Source organism: Paenibacillus sp. PSB04, assembly GCF_025809195.1.
In the GTDB taxonomy this organism is placed as follows: Bacteria; Bacillota; Bacilli; order Paenibacillales; family Paenibacillaceae; genus Paenibacillus_AQ; species Paenibacillus_AQ favisporus.
Map to the genome: position 1 here is coordinate 557,501 of NZ_CP081301.1, position 22,208 is coordinate 579,708.

A 22,208-nucleotide genomic window follows, 5' to 3' on the forward strand; every position below is an offset into this window, starting at 1 on the left:
AAAATAATAGTTCCCATGGCATCGACATAAACCGACTCTCCATAAAAAAAGGACAAATTGGACAAATTCACGTCTCCCTCCATGCATTCCTTGGCGAAAGTGAGCCAATTCAGTTATAATATACTTCTACATGTCCATGTCAGTTCCTTCTTTTTGTAAATACAACAAATTTGATGATAGGAGCTAAAGATTCATGATTTTCAATCAAGCGAAAATTAACGCTTTTCGTCTTTGGGGCCTGCTGCTGACGATGCTGGGTATGGGTCTGATGGTTCTGGGGACGGCCGGTATCGTATTTTGGGGACATGCCGGTAAGGTGTTCGCAGCCATCGGTCTTGTGATTGGCCTGATTTCCATGATGGGCAGCCTCGGAATATATTTCTGGGCCGGCATGCTGTCGACCAGCGCGCTGCAGCTCGAATGTCCGGAATGTCACAAATTGACCAAAATGCTCGGAAAAACCGACCGCTGCATGTTCTGCCGCACGATCCTGACGCTGGATCCCAACCAGGCGAATATTACTCCCGAAGAGCTGCAAGCCGCTCAGCAAGGCCAGGGAGCCCAAGCAACGCCGCATCATCATTAAATACAAAAAAACCGGTACGACCTGATCACAGGCTGTACCGGTTTTTTATTACATAAAGTATAAGTGCTGATTCAATAAGGTAATTACTGCTGTATTCCTTTTAACACTTTCCAGGCATCCTCCGTCCCGAAGCTTCGCGTCCATGCCGCAACGCCGCCCAATTTGAGCGACTTGGCCAAGTCCACTCTCGCCTGCAGGGATACCGCGTCCTCAATCCATATTTTTTTCAGGACTCCGTCTTCCTTATACTCCACATAATGCTGCTTCACGTCTTCCAGATACTTCGGCTTCAGTTTCTTTTCGGCTAAAATATCTTTGACGGTCTTCATGCCGACCGCTTTGGAGGACACTTCGACTTTCCCGTTCTTGCTCGCTTCCGACCAGATCCGCGTATACAGCGGCACGGCCAGTATCAACTTCTGTGGCGGCACGTCGTCCTCATCCAGGATCTTTCGCGCAGCTGCTTCCGCCCAAGGGAGGGAAGAAACCGAGCCGGCTTCCGGACTTGATGCCCAATGCTCATCGTAAGCCATCAGCATAATGAAATCCGCGGCTTCGCTCAGTGCACTGCGGTCCAGAAATTTGGACCACAGCTCGCTGCTTGATTTCGGCGTGACGTCAACCGATAAGATCAGTCCTCGATCCTGTGCCAGCGGCTTCAATTCACGCACAAACTGCGTAATATTGGGGCCGTCCTTCGTTTTTACATTTTCATAATCGATGTTGATCCCGTCCAGATGATACATCTGCGCCAGCTCCAGCAGCTGGCTGATCGTATTCAGCCGCGTTTCGTAGGTGGCCATCGCGCTCGTAGTTATGTCCGCATCGAAGCTGTTATTGATCAGCCCCCATACCTCCATCTTACGGGCATGGGCTTTATTCACATAGGCCATATCCGCATTGCTGCGAACGTTGCCCTTGCCGTCGATAATGCTGAACCAGGTCGGACTGACGACGTTGACACCGTCCAGTCCGTCCAATACGGCCGGATCGGGTTTGTTTTGATAGACTGCTTCCCACGCCAGGTTGACGGGCTTGCCTTTCCAGCTGCGCTCCGCCCGGGTTGGCGGGATAGGCGGAATTTCGATCGTCTTTTTGTCCCCAAGTGAGATTTCATCCTTGCGGACATACCCGCTGTAGCCGTTATCCATCTGGGCGAAATACCAGGATCCCTTCGAATCCCAAATCCGCAGAGGGGTACCACCCTTCATATCAGCCAGAATCGGCGAGTGGATGGAATCCCCTTGTCGGAGCTTCACCTTATCGTCAGGCTGGCCTTTGGCCGCCCCCATCTGGATGGTATCCCCGGCTTTCATCAAAATGACGGCACCCGTAGTGGCATCCTCATGGATGTTAACCCCGTACAGTTCCTTAAGCGGCTGAATCGGCATGTACGGCACGCCGTCCTTTTCCTCCGGAGCAAACCGGAGCTCAACCGGCTTGTTGTTCAGCTGCGCTTTTTTCTGTCCTGTCTGCAGCCGCATGACCCGCACCGGCGTCGTCAAAATGATGGACTGGGTCCCTGATTCATATCGAATCGTCGGATCCACCACCTTCTGCAGTACCGGCAGCGGAAGCATCAGCTGTTCTCCGGCTCCTTCGGCTGGTTCTGCCTGAAGCTTCCCTTCCACGAAAATAGGCTTGTCCATGCCGCGCCAATCCGGTTTTTCATGCAAAGGATTCGGTAGAATTTCGGTCACCGTCAGATAGGCCCCGGCAATGATCAGGCACAAGCCCAGGAATATAGTAAAGCGCCTCCCCGCTGAGGGGCGGCGTCTGCGTCTTCTTCTGTTCACTCGCTAATCCTCCGTCATTTTATTCACATTATGCCTTCCGGTATGTTCCGGATGATCGGAAAGTTCTGCCTGAAAAACAAAAACGTGAAGAATCCTTTGCAGGAGTCCGCACGTTTCAAAAATCATTGTTCTTTGCAAGAACTGCATATCCCATAAAGCTCCATCCTCAAGTCCTTGACCTTGAATCCAGTGCTCTGTTCCGCTGTATGCTCCACATCCTTCAGGGAAGGATACATGAAATCTTCAATTTTGCCGCATTTCTCGCAGATCACGTGGAAGTGATCCGACACGTTGGCATCAAAGCGGCTCGAATTATCTCCATAGGTCAGCTCATGGACCATTCCCGCTTCCATAAACATCTTCAAATTGTTATATACGGTCGCGACGCTCATGCTCGGAAACTTGGGCTCGAGTGCGCGGTATATCTCATCCGCCGTCGGATGGTTCATGGACTCCATCAAATAGGCCAAAATCGCATGACGTTGGGGCGTAATCCGAACACCTGTTGCCTTCAGTTGTTCTAGTGCATGTTGGACTCGCGTAGACATGATTCCCACCGCCTTTAATGTTTTAACATAGTCGTTAATAACTTTATTGTACGTTTATCTTTTGAGCTTTGTCAACGGACCCCGCCCCACAGAAGCCGTTAAAGCTTCCATGTTCATCCTTTTCTAATATTTATTCACATTTAGTTCACTGTTGCCTTCGACATGGATCGTATAATCACCGGTGCCGATCTCGCCGGTAATGCTCTTCTTGTCCACGACAAACTCGGGGAACATATTATGAATATCGCCATAGCTGATCGTTCCGTCAATAGCGTAGTTGCCTTCCCCTGGCAGATCAAGGATAAGCTCCCCGACAGCGCTGTAGATGTCCCAGTTTCCGCCGACGGAGTTCGATCTTGCCGTAATATCGCCGTTGAGCGACTCTGCCGTCAAATCCGATTTGATGTCATCCACATAAATGTTGCCGTTCTTGGTGCTTACGTTGATTTTTCCCTGGGCCCGAATGACCGACAGATTCCCGACCTGGGATGTCAGCGCAACAGAATCGGAAACATCGATCGCCTCCATATTCCCCCGGTTGGTCGTGAGATCAACCGAGCCGGTAACGTTCGCGGCCTGAACGGCCCCGTTCAGCGTTTTTCCTTTAACCTGCCCAAGAATATGGTTCAGCTTAAGTTCGCCATTTGCACTTTCCAGCGTAATTTGCTCAATGGCCTCAACATTATTCAAAGTAATACCGCCGTTCATCGTCCGGACGGAAAAATTAAAGCGGCGGTCTTCCGGCAGCGTAATGGTCAGGTTCATCCGCGGCTGCCTTTTGCCGGATTGCCCGTAAGCCTTGCCTTTGGTTTGGATCGTAACGGTGCTTCCGTCGCTGACGTCAACCGTGGATTCCTGCCCGATCACATCCGCTTCCGGCCCCGTAATCTGATCCACCCACATCTCGGTATCCACCCGAATGTCGTCCACAGGTCCCCGCTGCAGCAAAATATCGCCGTTAATATTGTCGATATTCACCGCTTGGGTCTCGAAGGCGACAGGAATCGAAATCGGGTCCTTATCAAACCGCTTACCCTTAGCCTCACTGTAGTCTACACCAGCCGCCGTCAAATTCAGACTGACCTTATTCCACAAGTGAAGGTAGTGGTCTTGTTCGGTGACGACAAAGACGGAAGCCGACAGCAGGACGGCCACCAGCACTCCGCGGATATCCAGCCGGAAACGCCCCCAGCCGGGTGTTCGCGATTTCCGCATAAACCAGTACAGCACAATATATTCAGCCCCCCACAGGACGGCCAGCAGCGGCCACCATTTTAGCAGGAGCAGCATGTATTCGGTCCCTTGAACCGCATCCGTCAACAGCAGTGCACCGGTCACAACCAGCAGCAGCACGGCAGTAAAACGCCCCACCCGCAATTTGGGTTTTCGGTTCACGTTGTCGATCACCTCTTTCCACGCTGCAGCACGGCCATAAAATCAGGCTATGGCGCAGCGGTTCATCTTCCGCGTCTTTGGTTTAAAAACAGGAGCGTCTCCCGAAGCCCGAAAAACAAACCAAGGACGATCAAAACGACCGCAGCCGCGGTTTGTCCGTACTGTTCAATAAACATGCCAAGCCATTTGGGCTTCTGATAAAAGGCGATCATCAGCAGCCCGCCGGCAACCAGATATACGCCGAAAGCGATGCTGCGTTCCAAGGCAAAGGGATGCGCCCGTTCCGTCTCCTCTTCATCCGGCAGCTCAAGCCCAGCCCTTCTCCGGTGATAAATCACATAATCCGCAGCTTGAAGCACATCATAAACGCTATAAAAATAAGCGACAGGAAATAAAAGCGCGAGCAAAATAAGCAATGGCACGTTGATCTGGATGCCGATGGAAGAAAAATAGAGCAGCGCCGACGCATCCAGCATCAGCGCGAATATAAGAGAAACCCCTTTACGGTACAATCCCAGATAAATATGGCCGAGTCCCGGACAAATCGCTGCAAGAAGCCCTGCGGTAAATTTGCGCTTGCGGGAATACAGCCGGCGCTTGCGGACTCCCCGCTCCGCCTTGGAATAAATGCGTAACCGGCGTTTACCTTTCTGCGGTTCGTCCGCTGAATTTGTTGAGTGACGTCCGGCAGAATGCATGCTTGCAGCTCCTTTCTCTAAATGGTTTGGCCGAGTCCTTTTTCCTGATAGTACCCTATTCTGTCCCCTAATTAACAGGTCAATATCTGGATTATCCGGCCTGTCAAAGCAAAAACCCCCGGTCACCCGGGAGCTTTCGGCGTTTTCGTCAGTCTAGGGACACCAGTGTAATTCCTTCCAGCTTCCGGATTTGCGAAGCCAGATGCAGCGGATCAAAGGACTGCTTGATCAGGACGTGCATCGAGATCTCAAGCGTTGTGGAGGGAGGCTCCAGCTCAAAGGGCGCGGCTGCACTCCGTTCATTGATAATCAATTTTTTCACGGCGATGCCTTCCGCCTGCACCAATTCCGAGATCGATTCAAGCAGCCCCGGAACCGAAACGGCGTGGAACGTGAACAGGTGGAGCTTGCTCCCTTTGATATAACGCTGCTCCAGCTTATTAAATACCACGAGCGTCAGTAATATAAGCAGCGTGGCAGCGACGGACGCGAAATAAAATCCGGCGCCGACAGACAAGCCGACCGCAGCGACGACCCACACGGAAGCCGCCGTCGTTAAACCGGTAATGGATTTACCGGTAAACAGAATCGTTCCGGCTCCCAGGAATCCGATCCCCGTAATGACGGCCGATGCCAAACGGGCAGGGTCGATCCGGATGTTCACCTCGTGAACGAATTCGGAGAAGCCGTAAATAGACAGCATAATAATTAACGCCGATCCCATGCACACTAAAATATGAGTTCGGAGTCCAGCCGCGTGGTTGGACCGCTCACGCTCCAGACCGACCAATCCGCCGAGCAGCATAGACAGCAGCAAACGCAGCAAAATATGCACATTATCGATATACCATGGATCCTGCAAGGGTCAACCTCTCCCATTCTGCTGAGGTATTTATTGTGACGATTCGGACGCTCTGTGAAAGGTCGTCAGTTCCACGCCCGGGGCTACCTCGTACCGGTCAAAAGGAACAAAGCCGTATTTGGTGTACAGCGCCACAGCCGGCGTGTTTTTGGTTCCCGTGGACACGATGAACAAGGGAACATCCGGATGAAGATCCAGCACGTGTTGAATCAGGCTGCCCGCAATCCCCTTGCGGAAATGATCGGGATGAACCATCATCCGGCTGATCGTAATCGTATCCGGCGCTTCCTGCTCCGTTGCTACCGCTCCGATAAGTTCTCCGTCCTCATTTAAACATCCGTAAAAATCCTCTTTACACTTGCGTATCGTTTCATGGGTGTCCATCAGCGGCGGAATATCGCGGAACCCGATCCGCTCCGCCTCCAGCCGGTAAGCCATATGCTGCAGACGCCAGATCTGATCGACCATGTCCTCGTCATCCAGAAACAGTCTGTTTATCATATTCGGAACCACCTCGAGCGCATGCGCGAAAATGAAAATGAATGCTAAATCAAAGGGGCTTGTCACACGGACAAGCCCCAAGGGAAGCTCAAGCTTTTATTGGCTCAATATTTCGGCCAGCAGCTTGTTGACAAGCGCAGGGTTGGCTTTGCCTTTGCTCTCCTTCATGACCTGGCCGACCAGGAAGCCGATCGCTTTCTGCTTGCCCGCCTTGAAGTCCTCGACGGATTGCGGATTTGCCGCGACAACCTGCTCGACGATCGTTTTGATCGCGCCTTCGTCGCTGATCTGCACAAGTCCTTTTTCCTCGACGATCTGCTGTGGCAGCTTGCCGGATTCGAGCATTTCCTTGAATACCGTTTTGGCGATTTTGCTGCTGATCGTGCCCTTCTCGATCAATCCGATCATTTCACCGAGACCGCGGCCGGTAATTTTGAGGGCCGGCAGCTCCAGGCCGGTACTGTTCAAGTATCCGAGGAGGTCGCCCATAATCCAGTTGGAAACCGCTTTGGCATCCTTTGTATAGTTCAGGCTGTCCTCGAAAAAGTCCGCCAGCGGCTTCGAAGATGTAATGACGCCCGCATCATAGCTCGGGAGGCCGTATTCGGAAGTATAGCGCGCCTGCCGGGCATCCGGAAGCTCGGGAATCGTCGCGCGGATGCTCTCCTTCCAGGCTTCATCGATATGAAGTCTGACGAGGTCGGGATCCGGGAAATAGCGGTAGTCATGCGCTTCTTCCTTGCTGCGCATCGACAGCGTCTTGCCGGCGGCCTCGTCCCAGCGGCGTGTCTCCTGCACAACTTTGCCGCCGTCGTCCAAAATTTCCGCCTGGCGGTACTCCTCGTACTCCAGGCCCCGCTGAACGCCGCGGAAGGAGTTCATGTTCTTCAGCTCGGCGCGGGTGCCAAATTCCTTTTGCCCCACCGGACGGATACTGATATTCGCGTCGCAGCGCATGGAGCCTTCCTCCATCTTCACGTCGGAAACCTCGCAGTACTGCATAATCGCGCGGAGCTTCTCCAGGTAGGCTCTCGCCTCTTCCGGCGACGAAATGTCAGGTTCGGACACGATTTCGACAAGCGGCGTTCCGACGCGGTTAAAGTCGACCAGTGACGCAAATCCTCCGTCGACGTGCGTCAGCTTGCCCGCATCTTCTTCCAGGTGCAGGCGGGTAATGCCGATCCGTTTGGTCCGGCCGTCGACTTCGATGTCGATCCAGCCATTCTCGCCGATCGGCTGGTCGTACTGGGAAATCTGATAAGCCTTGGGCGAATCGGGATAGAAGTAGTTTTTACGGTCGAATTTGCTCACATCGGCGATCGTACAGTTCAGCGCCATGGCTGCTTTCATCGCGTAGTCGACAGCCTGACGGTTCAGAACTGGCAGTACGCCGGGATGTCCGAGGCAAATCGGGCACGTATGCGTGTTGGGCGGCGCGCCGAATTCGGTGGAGCAGCCGCAGAAAATTTTCGACTTGGTATGCAGTTCGACATGGACTTCCAGTCCAATGACTGTTTCGTATTTGGTTGATGACATATTGTTCTTGCTCCCTCCTGGTCCCGCCTGAGATTACAGCTTCGGCTGCAGCTTATGATGTTCGGTGTTCTGCTCGTACGCGTGGGCGACGCGCAGTACCGTCGATTCGTCAAAGGCTTTGCCGATGATCTGCAGGCCGACCGGCAGCCCGTCCGCCAGTCCGCAAGGAACGCTGATCGCGGGGACGCCGGCGAGGCTGACCGGAATGGTCAAAATATCGTTCAAATACATCGTCAGCGGATCATCCACCTGGGACCCCAGCTTGAACGCGGTTGTCGGTGCGGTTGGCCCGATAATAATGTCGTAGTTCTCAAAGACGTTGTCGAAGTCCTGCTTAATAAGCGTACGGGCTTTTTGAGCCTTCAAGTAATAGGCGTCATAGTAACCCGAGCTCAGCGCGTAGGTGCCGAGCATAATCCGGCGCTTGACTTCCGGACCGAAGCCTTTGCTTCTCGATTCGTGGTACAAATCGATCAGGCTGCCCGCATGGTCGGCACGGGTGCCGTAGCGGACGCCGTCGAAACGCGCGAGGTTGGAAGACGCCTCCGATGAGGCGAGAAGATAATACGTTGCCACCGCGTATTCGGTATGCGGCAGGGACACTTCCTCCCACACGGCTCCGAGATCTTCCAGCACCTTCAAAGCGGCCAGAATTTTCTCTTTCACGGCCGGGTCGACCCCTTCGCCCATATACTCCTTCGGCACCGCGATGCGCAGGCCGCGGACATCTCCGGTCAATGCGCTCAGATAGTCCGGAATATCGACATTTGCTGATGTCGAATCCATATGGTCGTGGCCGGCAATGGCCTGGAGGACGTAAGCGGAGTCCTCCACGTTCTTCGTCAGCGGGCCGATCTGGTCCAGCGAGGACGCGAAAGCCACGAGCCCGAAGCGGGAAACAAGGCCGTAAGTCGGCTTCAATCCGACTACGCCGCAGTAGGACGCAGGCTGGCGGATCGATCCTCCGGTGTCCGATCCGAGCGCAAAGTAAGCTTCGCCAGCGGCCACCGCCGCGGCCGAGCCGCCGCTGGAGCCGCCAGGCACGCGGTCCAGGTCCCACGGATTGCGGACCGGCCGGAAGCTGGAATTTTCGTTCGAGCCGCCCATGGCGAACTCATCCATATTCAGCTTGCCCAGCGTAACGGCATCCGCCTCACGCAGCTTGCGTGTCACGGTTGCGTCATAGACCGGGTTGAAATTCGCCAGGAACTGGCTCGCACAAGTCGTGCGCAGGCCTTCCGTCACGATATTGTCCTTAATTCCGGCAGGCAGGCCGAAGAGCAGGCCGCGCGGCTGACCGGACGCCAGTTTGTCGTCGAGACGGCGGGCTGTGTTCCGCGCCTCCTCCTCATTCAACGTCAAAAAAGCCCCGATGCGTTCGTCCCGCTCGGCGATGACCTGAAATGACTGGTCAACAAGCTCCTGCACGGACAGCTCCTTGGCATGCAGCTTGTTATGTAATTCTTGCAATGTATGGTTAAACAGGCTCAAATGAATACTCCTCCCTTCAATGATTAGCCGCTAATCCAAGACAGCCGGCACTTTAAATTGTCCGTCTTCCTCTTCAGGCGCGTTGGCCATAACTTTCTCGATCGGCAGACTGTCTTTCGCTTCATCCTCGCGCATTACATTGCTGAGATGCAGCACATGCGTCGTCGGCTCCACACCGTCGGTATCGAGTTCATTCAATTTCTCGGCATATTGTAAAATGGCGTTCAGCTGCTCGGTCAGCATCTGCTCTTCTTCGGGTGTGAAATTGAGCCGGGCCAGCTTGGCCACATGCTGAACGTCTTGATTGGTAATACTCATCAGCGGTTCCTCCTTGTTCCTTCTTATCTAAGCATCCCTGCGGCATTCCATCCGGATCCGATTCAGCGAAGCAGCTTGTCCTGAAGCAGCCCGGAATTCGCGGCTCCATAGCCGCAAAAACGCATGGATATGCCCTTGCAGACTGCTGGTGTTTAAAGGATTAAAGCCTCAGGATAACGTTTCTAATTATATTGTAGAACCGGGGAAGATTCAATGCACCCGGTCAAATTGAAACGAACCGATATGTTGCTGTCCGGTGCCTTATATCATTCCTTGGCTGAAGCCCCTGCCGATATACCTTTCACTTAAACGTCTATCGTCGTACATTCGAAGAAGACAAACCGCACTAGGCGGAAGATTTCTTGCGGATAAGGATGTCGTATCTCCGAAGTTAGAAGCCGAAATAAATGAGTGAACAGCTTTCAGCTTAGCTATATATCTTAAAACGCAAAAAAGAGCCGGCTAATAAGCCGACTCCTCTAAATCCAGGCGCGGAGATTTACCTGTTTGATAAATTCCGCCTGGGAGAGCACTTCAGGCGCAGTCTCTTCTTCCTTCTCATCCTGCTCAAGCTCGCCGTTCATAATCTGATGAAACAGCTTCTCGTTATATGTCGCAAGGGCGTAATCGATCAGCGCTTCCCGCGTGGTCATCTCAACTTCATGCTGTATGAGCAACTCTTCTGGCTCAACATCACTCGATGGCACGAAAAAGTTACGATTAATCTTCGGTACCCGAATTACGTAATCAAAAGCATTATCCGGGTTCCGGTCATAGGCAATCAGATAACCGTATTCCCCAATAGGAAGGTTCTGCTCAAAGGCGTCCGCGACGATTACAATTTTCTCCCCTAATTGCAGCATCGTCTACCTCCTAGATGTATGTCTTTCATTTGTCTGTATAGTCTACTAGAAAAACATAGACATGTAAAGCTGAAGAAAAAATATATATGGAGAAAAATAAAGTGAGATTAAATCTCCCAAAAATAAAAGAACGCAAACCGGGATCGGGCCACAGCTTGCGTGCTTCGCGAAAGTAACAAGGTTCATCAAATTAATCACATTGTATCAATCTTGTAACCGCTTGTCCAGACAAATTTGCTCAGAAATTGTCGGAAATGCTGACTCCCTATCGAAATCTATCCTTAACGGACATAGGGATTGTTCGCCCGCTCATAACCAATCGAGGTTTTGGGGCCATGGCCGGGATACACCTTCACGTCGTCCGGGAACGAGAACAGCGTATTTTGGATGGAGTCAAGCAGGTCCCTTTCTCTTCCCCCGTACAAATCGGTTCGTCCAACGCCAAGCTTGAACAGGACGTCGCCGGAAAAAAGGTCGTTTCCGCAGAGGAAGCTGACGCTTCCAGGCGAATGTCCAGGCGTATGGTAGACGGTAAACGTGCGGCCGATCAGCTGCAGCTGCTGACCTTCATCCAGGCTGTATTCCGCGGGATCGGTCGCCAGCGGCGGAGTTACCTGCGGCCAGTTCTGCGAACCGTTCATCTTCGGGTTCACCAGCCATTCGCTTTCTAGGTCATGAAGGTATACCGGCGCCTTGGTCAGCTTGCGTACTTCGTCGACGCCGCCCATATGGTCGAAATGGGCATGGGTCAGCAGAATGGCTTCGATCTCGAGACCCTCAATGTGCCGGATCAGCGGAGCGGGATTCATGCCGGGATCAATGATGATCGCGCGGCCGGGATCGTCGCCGGTCAGGACATAACAATTGGTTTCCAGCGGCCCGAGGCTAAAGGATCGGATGTTCAGCATGGCCTCAGATCAAAATCCGGAAATCAGTTCACGCAGCTCTTTGATGATCGAGGCGTGAAAGCCCGTTCCTTCCCCGTAAGCTTCGACGATCTGTTTGCGGGTAACCGCCAGGTTGTCCTGATAGTCGGCAGCTTCCCGGTCCGGATTGTTCTGTTTGAATTCGACCATGAACTTTTGAACGTGAGCCGGACGCGGCCCCCAGGTGCCCAAGACGTATCCGCCCGTATCCGCAAAAATGACCACAGGCACACTCCGGCCGCCCATCGTCAAATACTGGTCCATCAAATCAAAATTCTCTTCCAGAATAAACACCTCGACCGGAATTTCCGCCGCTTCCAGCGCCCGGAATACGACCGGAACGTTGCGAACAACGTCACCACACCAATCAGCAGCCAGGATCAGCACGCGGAGGTCGTCGCGGAACTTCAAGCTTTCAAAAAACTCTCTGTCGCCTTCATCGCTCCACGCAAACTGCTCGTAACCGTTCTTGAAAGCCTCCTGGTTTTTCTGCATGCCGCTCACGAACTGTTCGGGGGAAATCCCGCGATTCAAATAATCCGCCACATTTTTAGCCATTAGTGAACGCCTCTCTTCCTTCTGTTATTGATCCATTTAATCAGAAAATATACGATCAGCAGCGCCAGCGCAATGAGCAGAATCGGCGTTATGTATGGAGCCGCCTTCTCATCGATATTTTTCCACTGGTCTCCGAGCAGGTAACCAAGATATACAAACAATGCGGACCAAGGAATGACAGCCAGGGTGGTCAGCAGCGTAAACCGTCCGAGATTCATCCGGGAGATACCCGCAGGGATGGAAATGGCATGCCTTGCCACCGGGATGAACCGGGCTGTGAAAATAACGCCTGTCCCGTATTTGTTGAACCATTCCTCCGCGTAATCGATATGTTTTTTATGAATGAAAATGTATCTCCCGTACTTCTCCAGCACCGGGCGTCCTCCGTAGCGGCCGATCCAATAGATGAACAGCTGCGCGATCACGCCGCCGACCGTTCCAAAAACAACCGCGCCGATATAGTTGATATGGCCCGACGACACCAGAAACCCTCCGTACGCCAGCACGATCTCGCTGGGAATAACCTCGATCATCAGACCCAGCATAATTCCGAAATAGCCCAGACTTTGAATCCAGTCAAATAACTGATTAATGATATCCGATATAAAATGCACGCCGGCCCCCACTTCCCCAATGTACTCTTTTACTTCAAAGCTATTCTAGCACAGGGATGGACATGACTTCTACTTGGGGCCCAATCTGCTCCCGCCGGTGTCTTCACGGGAAAAAGCAGCATATGGTGTGGGTAAAGGAGTGAGTCAGATGCCCCAGATCCCGCAAAACAAAAAGGCCGCCCTGCCAACGGCGCGCGGCATCCGCAGGAAATGCAGCAACGAGCTCTACCGGGCGATCAAGCGAATGAAGGTGCATATTCCGGCAGATCTGGTCAAACAGGGGGAAGCGATGTACTACCGCAAAGTAGTAGGCAACCTCATATGGATTCATGAAAACCGGAGCAACCGCAAAGTGCAGTGCGACTGGTGGGACAAAGAAGTCTGTCCGGAGCTCGCCGAACTGTGGCAGCTGGATCCGGGCAGGCTCAGCAGCGCGTTCCGTGATGCTTACGGCGGGTAACGCTAGGTCCACCCGCCTAACAGCCATCGGGGCAACGCGCACCATTGGGGCAGCCGGGCTTCATTACGGCTGCCCCCTTTCAGCGCCGCAAGGAATAACACCTACGCACGCCAGGAAAAGGCAAATCAGTGACACAAACCAGGAAGCGGCCGAACCGTTTGCATCCGGCTCCCCGCATACTGTCATTCCACCGTCCACCGAGCCCTCACGCCGGACAAAGCCGCAAGCTGCCTGCCCCATTCCCTGGCCTCGAACGTTAGGGCAAACTCCCGGTCATTCCGAATGACCCGGAGCCGGGTGTCCTCCGCAGCGCGGGCGTAATCGTGGTACAGCCCGAAGCCAAAGCGGGCGATGCGCCGGGCCTCCGTTTCATGCCCGGCGGTATACTCGGCCCGCGCGAGCTGCAACAGGCACTCCAAGCTGCGCGTCCGCTCCCCTGCATTGTATTTATCCCGGCGGAGCGCAGCGCCGGTCCAATAAATAGCCTCTTCCGCATCGCCCCGCCGGCCGGCATTGTCGGCCATAGCCCACAGCAGCCCGGGATGATGCGGCGCATAGGCGAGGCTGCGGCGGAGGATGACCTCGGCTGCAGGCGGCGGGACAAGCCCGGCCAAATCCAGGGCGGCCGAATAGTCCGCCGGATTCCACCGCAGCGATGAGGCAAGGCGGGCCGCTGCTGCCTGGTTGTCGCGGCTCCTCAGCGCCTGCATATGCTCGGCGTGGCCCATATAGCCGCGGTACGCCAGGCAGGAGCTCCCTAAAGCGATGACAATCCAGAGGGACAGCAGCGCGGGGACGCGCCTGCGGATGCGCTCCGGCGGTGAAGCTGGAACGCCGCCGGTCTTCTTCACCACGGAGGAAGGCTCAGCCGCAGCCTGGGCAGCAAGCAGGAAAAACAGCAGCCACACCATCCCGTAGCTCCAATCGATATCGACTGCGCCGTGCAGGAGGAACGCGATGTAGGAAGGCAGCAGGCGGCGGCACCTCCTGAAGATCAGCAGTCCGGCGGCGGCCAGCATGGAGGTCAGCAGGGCGAGTCCGACGAGCCCTGTGTTCAGCAGCACATCCACGTACCCGCTGTGCATTTGGCTCCCGACATAGGGAGACGATTGAACTGCGCGGTAGGACAAGCGCCACGTATCGCCCCCTTGGCCCAGCCAGGGGGCCTCTTTCACCAGCGCCCAGGCGTCTTGGACCATCGCCTGGCGGGCAGACATCGTGCCGAACTTGTGCACGATGCGCTCCCGCACGGTGCCGAAGACGACGGCGGCACCAGCGGCCAGCAGCGCGCCGCCTGCCGCCGTGCCCAGGCGGCGGCGCCCCGCGCCTGCGGCTTCGCCGCGCAGGCGCAGGAGCCATCGGCCGGCAAGCATGCCGCCGGCCCACAGCCCGGCCAGCGCGAGCAGGCCGGGCCACGGCTCCGCCGCCAGCTTGGCCGCGGCCAGCTGGCGGTACAGCAGCGCCGCGCCGGCCAGGGGCGCGGCGGCGAGCACGAGCGGCGCGGCCATGCGCCGCCGCTCCATCAGCAGGCCGGCGGCGCATGCCGCGCCGGCCGCCAGCCAGGCGCCGCGCGACTCGCTGAGGAGGAGCGCGGCGGCGTACGGCAGCAGCGGCAGGCTGCCGAGGAGCACGCGGCCGGGCGGTACTCCCGGATGCCGCTGCAGCAGCGGGCCGAGCGCGAACAGCCGCTCGAGCAGAAACAACGCCATCACGGCGCCGAACGTGTTGGGATACTGCAGCATGCCTGCCAGCCGCGCGCCGGTGGCGCTCACTTCGGGATCCGCCGTATAGGCGATGGCATAAGGCAGCGGGAACCAGCCGTACACCGAAAGCAGCGCCGTCATAGCAAGAAGACCTCCGGTCATATGCCATGCCGCCGCAAGCACAAGCCTTCCCCTTTTGTCCGAACCCTGTACCCAGGCCAACACCACGAACGACCCATACAGCACCCAGCGCAGCGCCTGATTCCCGTCCCCGAGCACGGATACGGAACCGATCGCCCCATGAACGGCATAGAGAAGCATCATCAAAAACGGACTGCACAGCACCCAGCCCACAAGCGGCGGCGCTTCGGCCACTCGGTTCAGCCGTTGCCATACGGCTGTCTGGCCCCGGCTAAACCGGTACAGCCCCCATCCGCCCGCCCCGGCGCAAAATAGGCCAAAGCCGAGCCAAACCGGGTATAGATCCGCCGAAAAATACAAGCCGGAACGCCAGACCGCAGCCGCCATCACGGCAAACAGCGCAGCCCCCATCATCCACCGTGCACACTCTTTCATGCTCTACTCCTCACGCTCCCGATTCCTGGTTCTGTTAGCCAGTATTTCCCCAAGCTAACTTGCCGAAACGGGCAGCCCAAAAGCCGAGCCTTCGTCCTGTGCACTGCGATTATGGAAGCTGCGCTTCATACCGTCTGCCTATTTAAACTGCATTTTTGTTTACGATTGGCGGGCGCCATTCTCATCTTACTCCTGCCGGAGCGAGCCTTCGGGCAGCAAATCGGCACATGCCTTCTCCAAGTAAGGAGAAGCGCTGAGCAAATCGCGGAACGCGGTATACTCCTGCCACAATTGATCCCGGCTGCCGCTGCTGCCTTTGACCGCGCGGATCAAAATGTTCTTGGGCGTATGCTCCAGATCGATGAATTCCAGAAGCTGCGTCTTATATCCCATCAAGTCCAGCAGTTTGGCCCGGATGGCATCGGTCGCGAGCGCCGAGAAGCGTTCTTTCAGGATGCCGTGCGACAGGAGCGGTGACAGGGCGTCGTTCTTCACCTGGGAGAACAGCTCATGCTGGCAGCACGGAACCGACAAGATCACCTGGGCGTTCCAGCGGACCGCCTTCTCGAGCGCGGCATCGGTCGCCGTGTCGCAGGCATGCAGCGTGACGACCATATCGACCTGCTCCAATTCGTCATAATCCGCAATGTCACCGACCAGAAACCGCAAATTTTGATATTCGAGCTTTTTCGCCAGCGTACTGCAGTGTTCGATGACATCCGCCTTCAGATCCAATCCGACAACATTCAGCACCCTTCGCTCCTGGACCGCCAAATAGTGATAGAGGGCGAAGGTCAGGTACGATTTGCCGCAGCCAAAATCCACGATGGTGATCGGGCGGCTGTCAGGAAGAGAGGGAAGGATGTCCTCAACCATTTCCAAGAAGCGGTTGATCTGTTTGAACTTATCGTATTTGCGGGCAAGCACCTTGCCCTGCTCGTTCATGATGCCGAGCTCGACCAGAAAGGGTACGGGTTCCCCTTCTTCCAGCACGTACTGCTTCTTGCGGTTATGCGCCAGATCCGCCGTCGTTTTGGTCGGGGACTTGGTCAGGATCGATACTTTATATTTTTTGCTGATCAGAATCTGGTAATCCGCCTCGGGCGTGCAGATCAGCGCCTGCCGGAAGGTCTGCTCGAACAGCTCTATGATCGTCTGCTCGGCCTCAGCGGCCGTCAGATTCTGATGCACCACTTTGTTGGGATGAACATAAGCCAGCTGGTAATGCACTTTTTTCTTTAATTCCACGGGTTTGATCTGGACTTTGGTGAAAGAAATTCCCTCACGTTTGCGAAGCTGGCTTAACGTCGCAGTAATCAAAGTCGACTCCCCGATGATGTCGTGAATCAATTTGCGTAATGCTTCCAAGAGAGTACATCTCGCTTTCAACTTAAGATAAGGCTCGCTTCAGGCATTGATTCTGCGCCGCAGCGTCTCCATGCCTTCCAGCACTTCGCTGCGCGGGAGCCCTCCTTGATTCAGGGCTTCGTCGTCCCGTTCAAGCAGCCTTTCATAGAAGGAAACACCTTCTTCTTCCGTGATTTCCCGCTGATCGAGCAGCCGGAAGAGCACGTTCTCGGCTTCGTCGAACCGGCCTTCCTTCTCCTCGTAGGACAGCAGAATCTTCTCGGTCTTGACCGGAAGACGGTATCCCTTCACTTCGTCCTTCAGCTCCGCCACGCGGTCCTGCAGCTGCAGCATGGAGCGCTGGGCCCCGTTCAGATCGGCGTATAGATAGAGGTGGAGCGATTTCATGAAACGTCTGAGCGCCTCATCCGCCTCTCCCATGTCTTTGTACACGCCGCCTTCCTCCTGCAGGAGCCGGGCTACGGTCTGCAGCTTGTCAGCCTCCACGCCGCCGCCCAGGCGAAACATATCAATAATATCTTCTACGGATAAGGAATTTAACAGACGGGTATTGAGACGGAAGTTCTTGCTGAGCAGATCGTCGATTTCCCATAGGGCTTCGGCATATTTCTTCTGCTGTTTCAATCCGAACACTTTACCAACCATTTCGACCATATCTTCAACCATCTGTACGAGGTAATCTTTGCGGAACATGGATCGTCCTCCGTCCTTCCTTCAGATCAGCTTGTCAGCTTCCCTTTGATTGTAAGGCATTCGGGAGGCCAAAGCCAGTTCTTGCAGGACTCATCAGAAAAAGGGAAAGAGCCAGACCGGAGCCGGCATAGAGTAGACCCGGGGAAAAGAAAAAGCCGGAAGCCTGGGTCCGGCTTCCGGTTGAGTCATACGGATTATGCGTTCTTCGTCTGCTGCATAAATTGAAGGATGACCCGCGCCAGTTCCTTCGGGGCTTCCATCATACTCATGTGGCCCGCCCCTTGGATCACGGCTTGGGTCACGTTCGGCTTATCCACCGTGAACACCTTCTCCGGCGGCGCGACGCTGTCATATTCTCCAGCAACCAGCAGCAGCGGCAGCACCGTCGCTGACATAACGTCCCGCCGGTCCGGGCGCTCCCGCATGGCGAGGGCGGCCCCAGCCGCTCCCTGCGGCGGTGTCAAATAACCGATTTCCTTGGCCCGTTGGATGAGCTCAGGATGAGTCTGGTCTGCATCGGGTGCAAACAGCCCGGGGATCAACCCGTCGATAAATGCAGTAACGCCTTCCGATTGGATCGTGCTGACTGCCTTCAGGCGCTTCTCCTTGCCTTCCTCGGTATCCGGATAGCCCGTCGAATGGATGAGGCCGAATCCGTTCAGCCGCGATGCGTAACGCTGTGCGAAGGATAGCGTCACATACCCGCCCATCGAGTGGCCGAGCAGCGTCACCTTCGGCAGGTCGAGCTCGTCCAGCAGCTTCAGGACGTCATCCGCCATCTGCTCCAGCGAGTAGGCGCCGAGCGGGGCGTCCGAGTGCCCATGGCCGCGCAGATCGACCGCGATGCACCGGTGGCTGCCCGACAGCAGCGGAACTAAAAGATCCCAGTATTCGGAGCTTCCGCAGAAGCCGTGGAGCAGCACAATCGGCTCACCTTGGCCATGATCGGTGTAACAAAGGGTATGACCGTCACAAATCAATTTTTCCATGATGACATCCTTCTTTCTATATCAGCTTGAATTTCGCCGGTATGATCGTAATAGATTTTCAAAAATGAAGCATATATTAATTATGTATATTATTAAGCCAAAGGCCATAACTTGAAACGGGCCTCTGCCTCCGCCCCGCTGAGTCCGAATCCTTCCGCCGCGGCAGACGCGATCTGGCCGGCCATCGACATGACCTGGTACAGCGAGGTCATCTGCAGCGTCGAATACGGCCGCGGCCCGTTGACATTGACGACGGCTGCCACGCTGTAATGCCCGACGGCCGGCAGCATACGGCCCACCGATCTGGCGGGGAGCAGCGGCTCGTCCGACAGCAAGTAGCTTCCGACCGAACCCGGATGTCCCAGACAGGCGTCCACCGCTACAACGGTATGGTCCGCCGGTATCTCTGCGATGGCCGATTCCAAATTGTGCGCGTCGCAAGGAGAGGACAGCGTGCCGATGACATTCGGGACGCCGTATAGGACCAGTCCGCTTCCCGTCAGCGGGCCGAGGGCATCCCCGGTGGACCGGTCGGTGCCGATACACACAAAAGTGATTTTATCCAGCGGATGGCGTTCATGAATCTGCCTGAAAAACGCGGTCAGCCCCTGCGCGTTCATCTGCTTGCTGCGCTTGGTGCCGCGGATATGGTGGGGATCTTGAAATGACATGCCTGGCCTCCTCCCTGCTTCGTTCATTCTTCATTCGATAGAATGATTTTACTGCAAAATGATCCGGTTGGAAAACGGGAGCTTCTGGATGGGACAAAAAAACAGAGTAACGGACGTAAAGACATGCTACAATAGAACACAAGCTTAGGCACAGGAAAGGATGGGCGCTTGACATGGATTTATCCCAAAAGACACCTGAAAATATAGAGTATATGATTGAAGGCATTAAAACGAAGCTGAGAATGGCCAGCGGCGCAGCCATGAATGCATCGGCGTTCTCCGTCGACCGGTATGAGGACATCCAGGACGTCTACGATCTGGTGATGTCCAAGGACAATCTGAGTATTTCCGAGGTGGAAGCGCTGGTCTCTGAGCTGGGACGTCTGCGTAAAGCGTAAGGCTCCCCTTTACATTTCGAAAGCCCCCTGATGTCCGGAACCGCTGTAATCAGTCGATTCCCGGAACATCCGGGGGCTTTTCCGTCAAGGGACAGCAATTAAGGTATATCCACCAGTACAAATTCAGACTCTCCTTCGCTGCTTGTTCCTTTAATATGAAGATCGCATGATTTTTTTACCCTGGCCGAGTCTCCGGGCTCCAGATGGAATGTCCCGTCGTCGCAGCCGATTTCCAGGTGACCCGAAATCAGGAACAGAAACGTCCTGCGGTCCTCTTTTTGCGGGAACACCAATTCCTGCCCGGTCTCCAGGATCGGAAAACAGATGGACACGTCGGCATGGATGTGAAGTGCATCCGGGGACTTCGGCAACCCTTCCGCCGATCCGCTGACAAGCGGAACCAGCTTGTTAAGCCTGTCCTGCCTCGGAAAATGGTGAGCTTTCCATGCGGGCCTATGGCCTGGTGTGGACGGTAAGAACCACATTTGCAGAAAGCGGACCGGCTCCTCTTCCGACGGATTGGTCTCAGAGTGCATCACACCGGACCCTGCGCTCATGGCTTGAACGGTCCCCGCCGGCAGCTGAACCTGATTTCCCATGTCGTCACTATGTTCAAGCGTGCCGGAGATGACGTAGCTGACGATTTCCAAATCATGATGAGGATGTTTCTTAAAGCCTTGTTTCGGACTTAGCTGATTGTCGTTATGGGCCAATAAGCAGCCAAAATGCGCATTGCTCGGATCATCATAATCGGCAAACGAAAAGCTGAATTCGCTGTGGATCCATCCCCGCTCCGACGTATGGCGCTCCGCTGAAGTCACTACTTTAATCATTTCCATCCACCTCCATGAACTGCATTTGTTATTGGAATATGTAATTCTTACCCCCAACTTCGAGGGGCTAATCAACCCACCCTCGTTCTAGCCGCCAAAGACGGCTTGGGCATGAAAAAAGCCCCTCACTGCGCGCAGCGGGGGCCAAGGATTTCCTCCAAGAGCATTCATTTACTTCTATATATCAATCCAGACAGGCACCTCTGCCACTAGCGGGACCGCTCCAGCGTAAATACGGTTTCGGCGTGACCCACCTTCCGGCCGGCATCATTGTAGATGTCTTTGGTAAATTCGGATCGCAGGCCCTCCAAAAGACGGCGGTTATCATACCCGATCTGCTCGAGAATGGATTCGACCACCCAGCCCCATTCTTCTTCCGATCCGTCCAGTATTTTCAGGGCGATGCCGAGCCGCTCCTTTTTCAGACCGAAACAGTACACGCCTTTGAAGCCGCCTTTGGCGACAATGTTCGGGTCCTGCAAAATAAACGTGTCCACCCGGCGGGTTCCGCCGACCATGGCCGGATAATGGTTCATGGCTGCTGTGATCGTTCTCACGGCCGTCCGCGTCGGTTCGTCCGGAATGAGGTCCGGGCAGGCCAGCTTCACATAAGCGTTAGCCATGGCGGACAAAGGCAGCGCAAAAACCGGAAAGCCGCAGCCGTCCGTTCCCAGTCCGATCCGTTCCGTTTCCATGCCGCTCATCATCGCAATCACATCCAGAATTTCCCGCTGCGCAGGATGATCCGGTTCCGCATAGGTCTCCTCCGGGTTATGCCGCATCCGGCTGTAGCCCAGCACACCCAAATGCTTTCCGGAACAATTGTGGTACAGACGCCGCTTGCGTCCTTGTTCGCGAATGGTGTGCTCCTTGCTGTCTTCACTTAGAGGATATGTCGGCGCACACACCATCTGCTCCTCGTCCACCCCGATTTTCCGCTGAATGTTCTCCAGCACTTCGATATGCCGGGGTTCTGCCAAATGGGAAGCGGCCATAATGGCGATTTCCTCTTCAGTCAGCCCGTAATAATCCGCGATCCCCGCCCGAATCCCGGGAATGGCCTGCAGCGGCTTGGCCGCCGAACGCGTAAAGGTGACAAAATGGGGATCTCCCGCCGACGCGTACACCTCGCCTTGATCATTTACGATACATATATGTCCATAATGGGTACTTTCCACGATTCCGGCCCGATACTCTTTCACCAATAAAGCGTCCATACAGCCTCTCTCCTTTTCTGGTTGCCTACCTATGATACAACTTATTCACAGCATAATAAAGTTGATTGCCTACAGACTCATTTCCGGTTTAAAAAAAGATGGACACTCCACGATATTTGTAAAGCCACTTAAATGGCCGATTCATGAATAATATCCCATGTATTCGAAAGCATTCCCCATATTTCGCTGATTATCTTCCTTTTTCACATCTGTTGTTTCACACCATTTCTCACCGTTTATATACGAAGTAAGATCGACGCGTTGACACCATGTCACAGCAGGTTATGCCGCATTTAGAGAATTTTATCAAACCTTATAAAAAGGAGGCGATCGTCATGTGGGGTATTATCATCAGTATCGTCATGGCCATCATTATCGGGATTATCGGTGATGCCATCGCAGGACACAACATGCCGGGAGGCGTGATCGGCGCCATGATCGCTGGCTTTGTAGGCGCATGGGTTGGAGCTTGGCTGTTCGGCGACTGGGGTCCTGTCATCGGTAACTTCGCCGTAATTCCGGCGATTCTCGGGACGGCGATCTTCGTCTTTATCCTTGGCCTGATCAGCCGCTTGTTCTCGCGTACCACCTAAATTGATATACACCAA

25 protein-coding genes (1 of these 25 cut by a window edge) are annotated in these 22,208 nt (G+C 54.8%); 4 read left to right on the forward strand and 21 right to left on the reverse strand.

The genetic code is table 11. The features are described from left to right. On the reverse strand, nucleotides 1-71 hold the 5' end (the start) of the coding sequence (locus tag K2F33_RS02970; RefSeq protein WP_076176011.1) for a nucleotidyltransferase-like protein. 808 nt of this gene lie to the left of the window's left edge; only the first 71 of its 879 coding nucleotides appear in the window; the start codon lies at nucleotides 69-71; its stop codon lies off the left edge, out of view. Nucleotides 72-193: 122 nt separating this feature from the next. Here K2F33_RS02970 and K2F33_RS02975 point away from each other — a divergent pair, with 122 nt between their 5' ends. Further along, complete coding sequence (locus K2F33_RS02975; RefSeq protein WP_076176014.1) at nucleotides 194-586, forward strand: DUF2614 family zinc ribbon-containing protein; 393 nt, start codon at nucleotides 194-196, stop codon at nucleotides 584-586. Nucleotides 587-669: 83 nt separating this feature from the next. Here the strand turns inward: K2F33_RS02975 and K2F33_RS02980 are convergent, their stop codons facing one another. The 13 genes from K2F33_RS02980 to K2F33_RS03040 form a co-directional block, all read right to left on the reverse strand. Further along, entirely contained in the window at nucleotides 670-2,382 is a 1,713-nt protein-coding gene (locus K2F33_RS02980) for a glycosyl hydrolase family 18 protein (protein WP_263880962.1), read from the reverse strand. A gap of 122 nt (nucleotides 2,383-2,504) precedes the next feature. Beyond that, the gene (gene perR / locus K2F33_RS02985; protein WP_076176019.1) at nucleotides 2,505-2,930 is read right to left on the reverse strand and encodes a peroxide-responsive transcriptional repressor PerR; all 426 of its coding nucleotides are present in this window, start codon (nucleotides 2,928-2,930) and stop codon (nucleotides 2,505-2,507) included. A gap of 123 nt (nucleotides 2,931-3,053) precedes the next feature. Next, nucleotides 3,054-4,325 carry a DUF4097 family beta strand repeat-containing protein gene (locus K2F33_RS02990; protein WP_263880963.1) on the reverse strand — a complete coding sequence of 424 codons (1,272 nt, stop codon included), beginning with the start codon at nucleotides 4,323-4,325 and terminating at the stop codon, nucleotides 3,054-3,056. A 62-nt stretch (nucleotides 4,326-4,387) separates the two neighbouring features. Continuing rightward, nucleotides 4,388-5,023 (reverse strand): hypothetical protein, encoded by a 636-nt coding sequence (locus K2F33_RS02995; RefSeq protein WP_263880964.1) that lies wholly within the window; start codon nucleotides 5,021-5,023, stop codon nucleotides 4,388-4,390. 148 nt (nucleotides 5,024-5,171) lie between these two features. Then, a complete protein-coding gene (locus K2F33_RS03000) occupies nucleotides 5,172-5,885 on the reverse strand; it encodes an MgtC/SapB family protein (RefSeq protein WP_145029884.1) in 714 nt (237 codons plus the stop codon). Between the two features lie 30 nt (nucleotides 5,886-5,915). Continuing rightward, entirely contained in the window at nucleotides 5,916-6,386 is a 471-nt protein-coding gene (locus K2F33_RS03005; RefSeq protein WP_212986070.1) for a GNAT family N-acetyltransferase, read from the reverse strand. A gap of 96 nt (nucleotides 6,387-6,482) precedes the next feature. Then, nucleotides 6,483-7,922, reverse strand: coding sequence for an Asp-tRNA(Asn)/Glu-tRNA(Gln) amidotransferase subunit GatB (gatB, locus tag K2F33_RS03010; RefSeq protein WP_263880966.1), 1,440 nt, complete (start codon nucleotides 7,920-7,922; stop codon nucleotides 6,483-6,485). A gap of 33 nt (nucleotides 7,923-7,955) precedes the next feature. Then, nucleotides 7,956-9,413, reverse strand: coding sequence for an Asp-tRNA(Asn)/Glu-tRNA(Gln) amidotransferase subunit GatA (gene gatA / locus K2F33_RS03015; protein ID WP_145949832.1), 1,458 nt, complete (start codon nucleotides 9,411-9,413; stop codon nucleotides 7,956-7,958). A 30-nt stretch (nucleotides 9,414-9,443) separates the two neighbouring features. Further along, nucleotides 9,444-9,731: an Asp-tRNA(Asn)/Glu-tRNA(Gln) amidotransferase subunit GatC gene (gene gatC / locus K2F33_RS03020; RefSeq protein WP_076176038.1), complete on the reverse strand. Its 288-nt coding sequence runs from the start codon at nucleotides 9,729-9,731 to the stop codon at nucleotides 9,444-9,446. A 479-nt stretch (nucleotides 9,732-10,210) separates the two neighbouring features. After that, nucleotides 10,211-10,594 carry an ATPase gene (locus tag K2F33_RS03025; protein ID WP_076176040.1) on the reverse strand — a complete coding sequence of 128 codons (384 nt, stop codon included), beginning with the start codon at nucleotides 10,592-10,594 and terminating at the stop codon, nucleotides 10,211-10,213. 281 nt (nucleotides 10,595-10,875) lie between these two features. Further along, nucleotides 10,876-11,502, reverse strand: a complete 627-nt coding sequence (locus K2F33_RS03030) for an MBL fold metallo-hydrolase (RefSeq protein WP_076176043.1) — start codon at nucleotides 11,500-11,502, stop codon at nucleotides 10,876-10,878. 9 nt (nucleotides 11,503-11,511) lie between these two features. Next, nucleotides 11,512-12,078 (reverse strand): thioredoxin family protein, encoded by a 567-nt coding sequence (locus tag K2F33_RS03035; RefSeq protein WP_089549864.1) that lies wholly within the window; start codon nucleotides 12,076-12,078, stop codon nucleotides 11,512-11,514. Continuing rightward, nucleotides 12,078-12,692, reverse strand: coding sequence for an undecaprenyl phosphate transporter UptA (locus K2F33_RS03040; RefSeq protein WP_263880967.1), 615 nt, complete (start codon nucleotides 12,690-12,692; stop codon nucleotides 12,078-12,080). Before K2F33_RS03040 ends, K2F33_RS03035 begins: the two co-directional genes overlap by 1 nt. A gap of 148 nt (nucleotides 12,693-12,840) precedes the next feature. On the opposite strand from K2F33_RS03040, the gene K2F33_RS03045 reads away from it, so the two are divergent. Next, entirely contained in the window at nucleotides 12,841-13,152 is a 312-nt protein-coding gene (locus K2F33_RS03045; RefSeq protein WP_076176049.1) for a dehydrogenase, read from the forward strand. Nucleotides 13,153-13,334: 182 nt separating this feature from the next. Here the strand turns inward: K2F33_RS03045 and K2F33_RS03050 are convergent, their stop codons facing one another. The 5 genes from K2F33_RS03050 to yyaC all read right to left on the reverse strand — a co-directional run bounded on the left by K2F33_RS03050 (nucleotide 13,335) and on the right by yyaC (nucleotide 19,152). Next, the gene (locus K2F33_RS03050) at nucleotides 13,335-15,431 is read right to left on the reverse strand and encodes an O-antigen ligase family protein (protein ID WP_263880968.1); all 2,097 of its coding nucleotides are present in this window, start codon (nucleotides 15,429-15,431) and stop codon (nucleotides 13,335-13,337) included. Between the two features lie 186 nt (nucleotides 15,432-15,617). Then, on the reverse strand, nucleotides 15,618-16,799 hold the full coding sequence (locus tag K2F33_RS03055) for a class I SAM-dependent methyltransferase (RefSeq protein ID WP_263880969.1): 1,182 nt from the start codon (nucleotides 16,797-16,799) through the stop codon (nucleotides 15,618-15,620). Nucleotides 16,800-16,838: 39 nt separating this feature from the next. Beyond that, complete coding sequence (locus K2F33_RS03060; RefSeq protein ID WP_076176057.1) at nucleotides 16,839-17,492, reverse strand: DUF6483 family protein; 654 nt, start codon at nucleotides 17,490-17,492, stop codon at nucleotides 16,839-16,841. Between the two features lie 194 nt (nucleotides 17,493-17,686). Beyond that, complete coding sequence (locus tag K2F33_RS03065) at nucleotides 17,687-18,481, reverse strand: alpha/beta fold hydrolase (protein ID WP_076176060.1); 795 nt, start codon at nucleotides 18,479-18,481, stop codon at nucleotides 17,687-17,689. A gap of 92 nt (nucleotides 18,482-18,573) precedes the next feature. Further along, nucleotides 18,574-19,152 (reverse strand): spore protease YyaC, encoded by a 579-nt coding sequence (yyaC, locus tag K2F33_RS03070; RefSeq protein WP_116234421.1) that lies wholly within the window; start codon nucleotides 19,150-19,152, stop codon nucleotides 18,574-18,576. A gap of 173 nt (nucleotides 19,153-19,325) precedes the next feature. Between yyaC and K2F33_RS03075 the strand changes: the two genes are divergently transcribed. Beyond that, a complete protein-coding gene (locus K2F33_RS03075; RefSeq protein ID WP_076176065.1) occupies nucleotides 19,326-19,550 on the forward strand; it encodes a DUF1128 domain-containing protein in 225 nt (74 codons plus the stop codon). Between the two features lie 98 nt (nucleotides 19,551-19,648). Here the strand turns inward: K2F33_RS03075 and K2F33_RS03080 are convergent, their stop codons facing one another. Beyond that, nucleotides 19,649-20,383, reverse strand: a complete 735-nt coding sequence (locus K2F33_RS03080) for a pirin family protein (protein WP_263880970.1) — start codon at nucleotides 20,381-20,383, stop codon at nucleotides 19,649-19,651. Nucleotides 20,384-20,592: 209 nt separating this feature from the next. Continuing rightward, nucleotides 20,593-21,600 (reverse strand): asparaginase, encoded by a 1,008-nt coding sequence (locus tag K2F33_RS03085; protein ID WP_089549861.1) that lies wholly within the window; start codon nucleotides 21,598-21,600, stop codon nucleotides 20,593-20,595. A gap of 335 nt (nucleotides 21,601-21,935) precedes the next feature. Here K2F33_RS03085 and K2F33_RS03090 point away from each other — a divergent pair, with 335 nt between their 5' ends. Then, the gene (locus K2F33_RS03090) at nucleotides 21,936-22,193 is read left to right on the forward strand and encodes a GlsB/YeaQ/YmgE family stress response membrane protein (RefSeq protein ID WP_076176073.1); all 258 of its coding nucleotides are present in this window, start codon (nucleotides 21,936-21,938) and stop codon (nucleotides 22,191-22,193) included. Nucleotides 22,194-22,208 lie beyond the last annotated feature (15 nt).

Coding starts and splice junctions, on each gene's coding strand:
- K2F33_RS02975 (WP_076176014.1), top strand. CDS start 194: ATGATTTTCAATCAAGCGAAAATTAACGCTTTTCGTCTTTGGGGCCTG.
- K2F33_RS03005 (WP_212986070.1), bottom strand. CDS start 6,386: ATGATAAACAGACTGTTTCTGGATGACGAGGACATGGTCGATCAGATC.
- perR (WP_076176019.1), bottom strand. CDS start 2,930: ATGTCTACGCGAGTCCAACATGCACTAGAACAACTGAAGGCAACAGGT.
- K2F33_RS03075 (WP_076176065.1), top strand. CDS start 19,326: ATGGATTTATCCCAAAAGACACCTGAAAATATAGAGTATATGATTGAA.
- gatB (WP_263880966.1), bottom strand. CDS start 7,922: ATGTCATCAACCAAATACGAAACAGTCATTGGACTGGAAGTCCATGTC.
- K2F33_RS03065 (WP_076176060.1), bottom strand. CDS start 18,481: ATGGAAAAATTGATTTGTGACGGTCATACCCTTTGTTACACCGATCAT.
- K2F33_RS03080 (WP_263880970.1), bottom strand. CDS start 20,383: ATGATTAAAGTAGTGACTTCAGCGGAGCGCCATACGTCGGAGCGGGGA.
- K2F33_RS03060 (WP_076176057.1), bottom strand. CDS start 17,492: ATGTTCCGCAAAGATTACCTCGTACAGATGGTTGAAGATATGGTCGAA.
- K2F33_RS03025 (WP_076176040.1), bottom strand. CDS start 10,594: ATGCTGCAATTAGGGGAGAAAATTGTAATCGTCGCGGACGCCTTTGAG.
- K2F33_RS03045 (WP_076176049.1), top strand. CDS start 12,841: ATGCCCCAGATCCCGCAAAACAAAAAGGCCGCCCTGCCAACGGCGCGC.
- yyaC (WP_116234421.1), bottom strand. CDS start 19,152: ATGTCATTTCAAGATCCCCACCATATCCGCGGCACCAAGCGCAGCAAG.
- K2F33_RS03035 (WP_089549864.1), bottom strand. CDS start 12,078: ATGGCTAAAAATGTGGCGGATTATTTGAATCGCGGGATTTCCCCCGAA.
- K2F33_RS03085 (WP_089549861.1), bottom strand. CDS start 21,600: ATGGACGCTTTATTGGTGAAAGAGTATCGGGCCGGAATCGTGGAAAGT.
- K2F33_RS03030 (WP_076176043.1), bottom strand. CDS start 11,502: ATGCTGAACATCCGATCCTTTAGCCTCGGGCCGCTGGAAACCAATTGT.
- K2F33_RS03090 (WP_076176073.1), top strand. CDS start 21,936: ATGTGGGGTATTATCATCAGTATCGTCATGGCCATCATTATCGGGATT.
- K2F33_RS03050 (WP_263880968.1), bottom strand. CDS start 15,431: ATGAAAGAGTGTGCACGGTGGATGATGGGGGCTGCGCTGTTTGCCGTG.
- K2F33_RS02995 (WP_263880964.1), bottom strand. CDS start 5,023: ATGCATTCTGCCGGACGTCACTCAACAAATTCAGCGGACGAACCGCAG.
- gatC (WP_076176038.1), bottom strand. CDS start 9,731: ATGAGTATTACCAATCAAGACGTTCAGCATGTGGCCAAGCTGGCCCGG.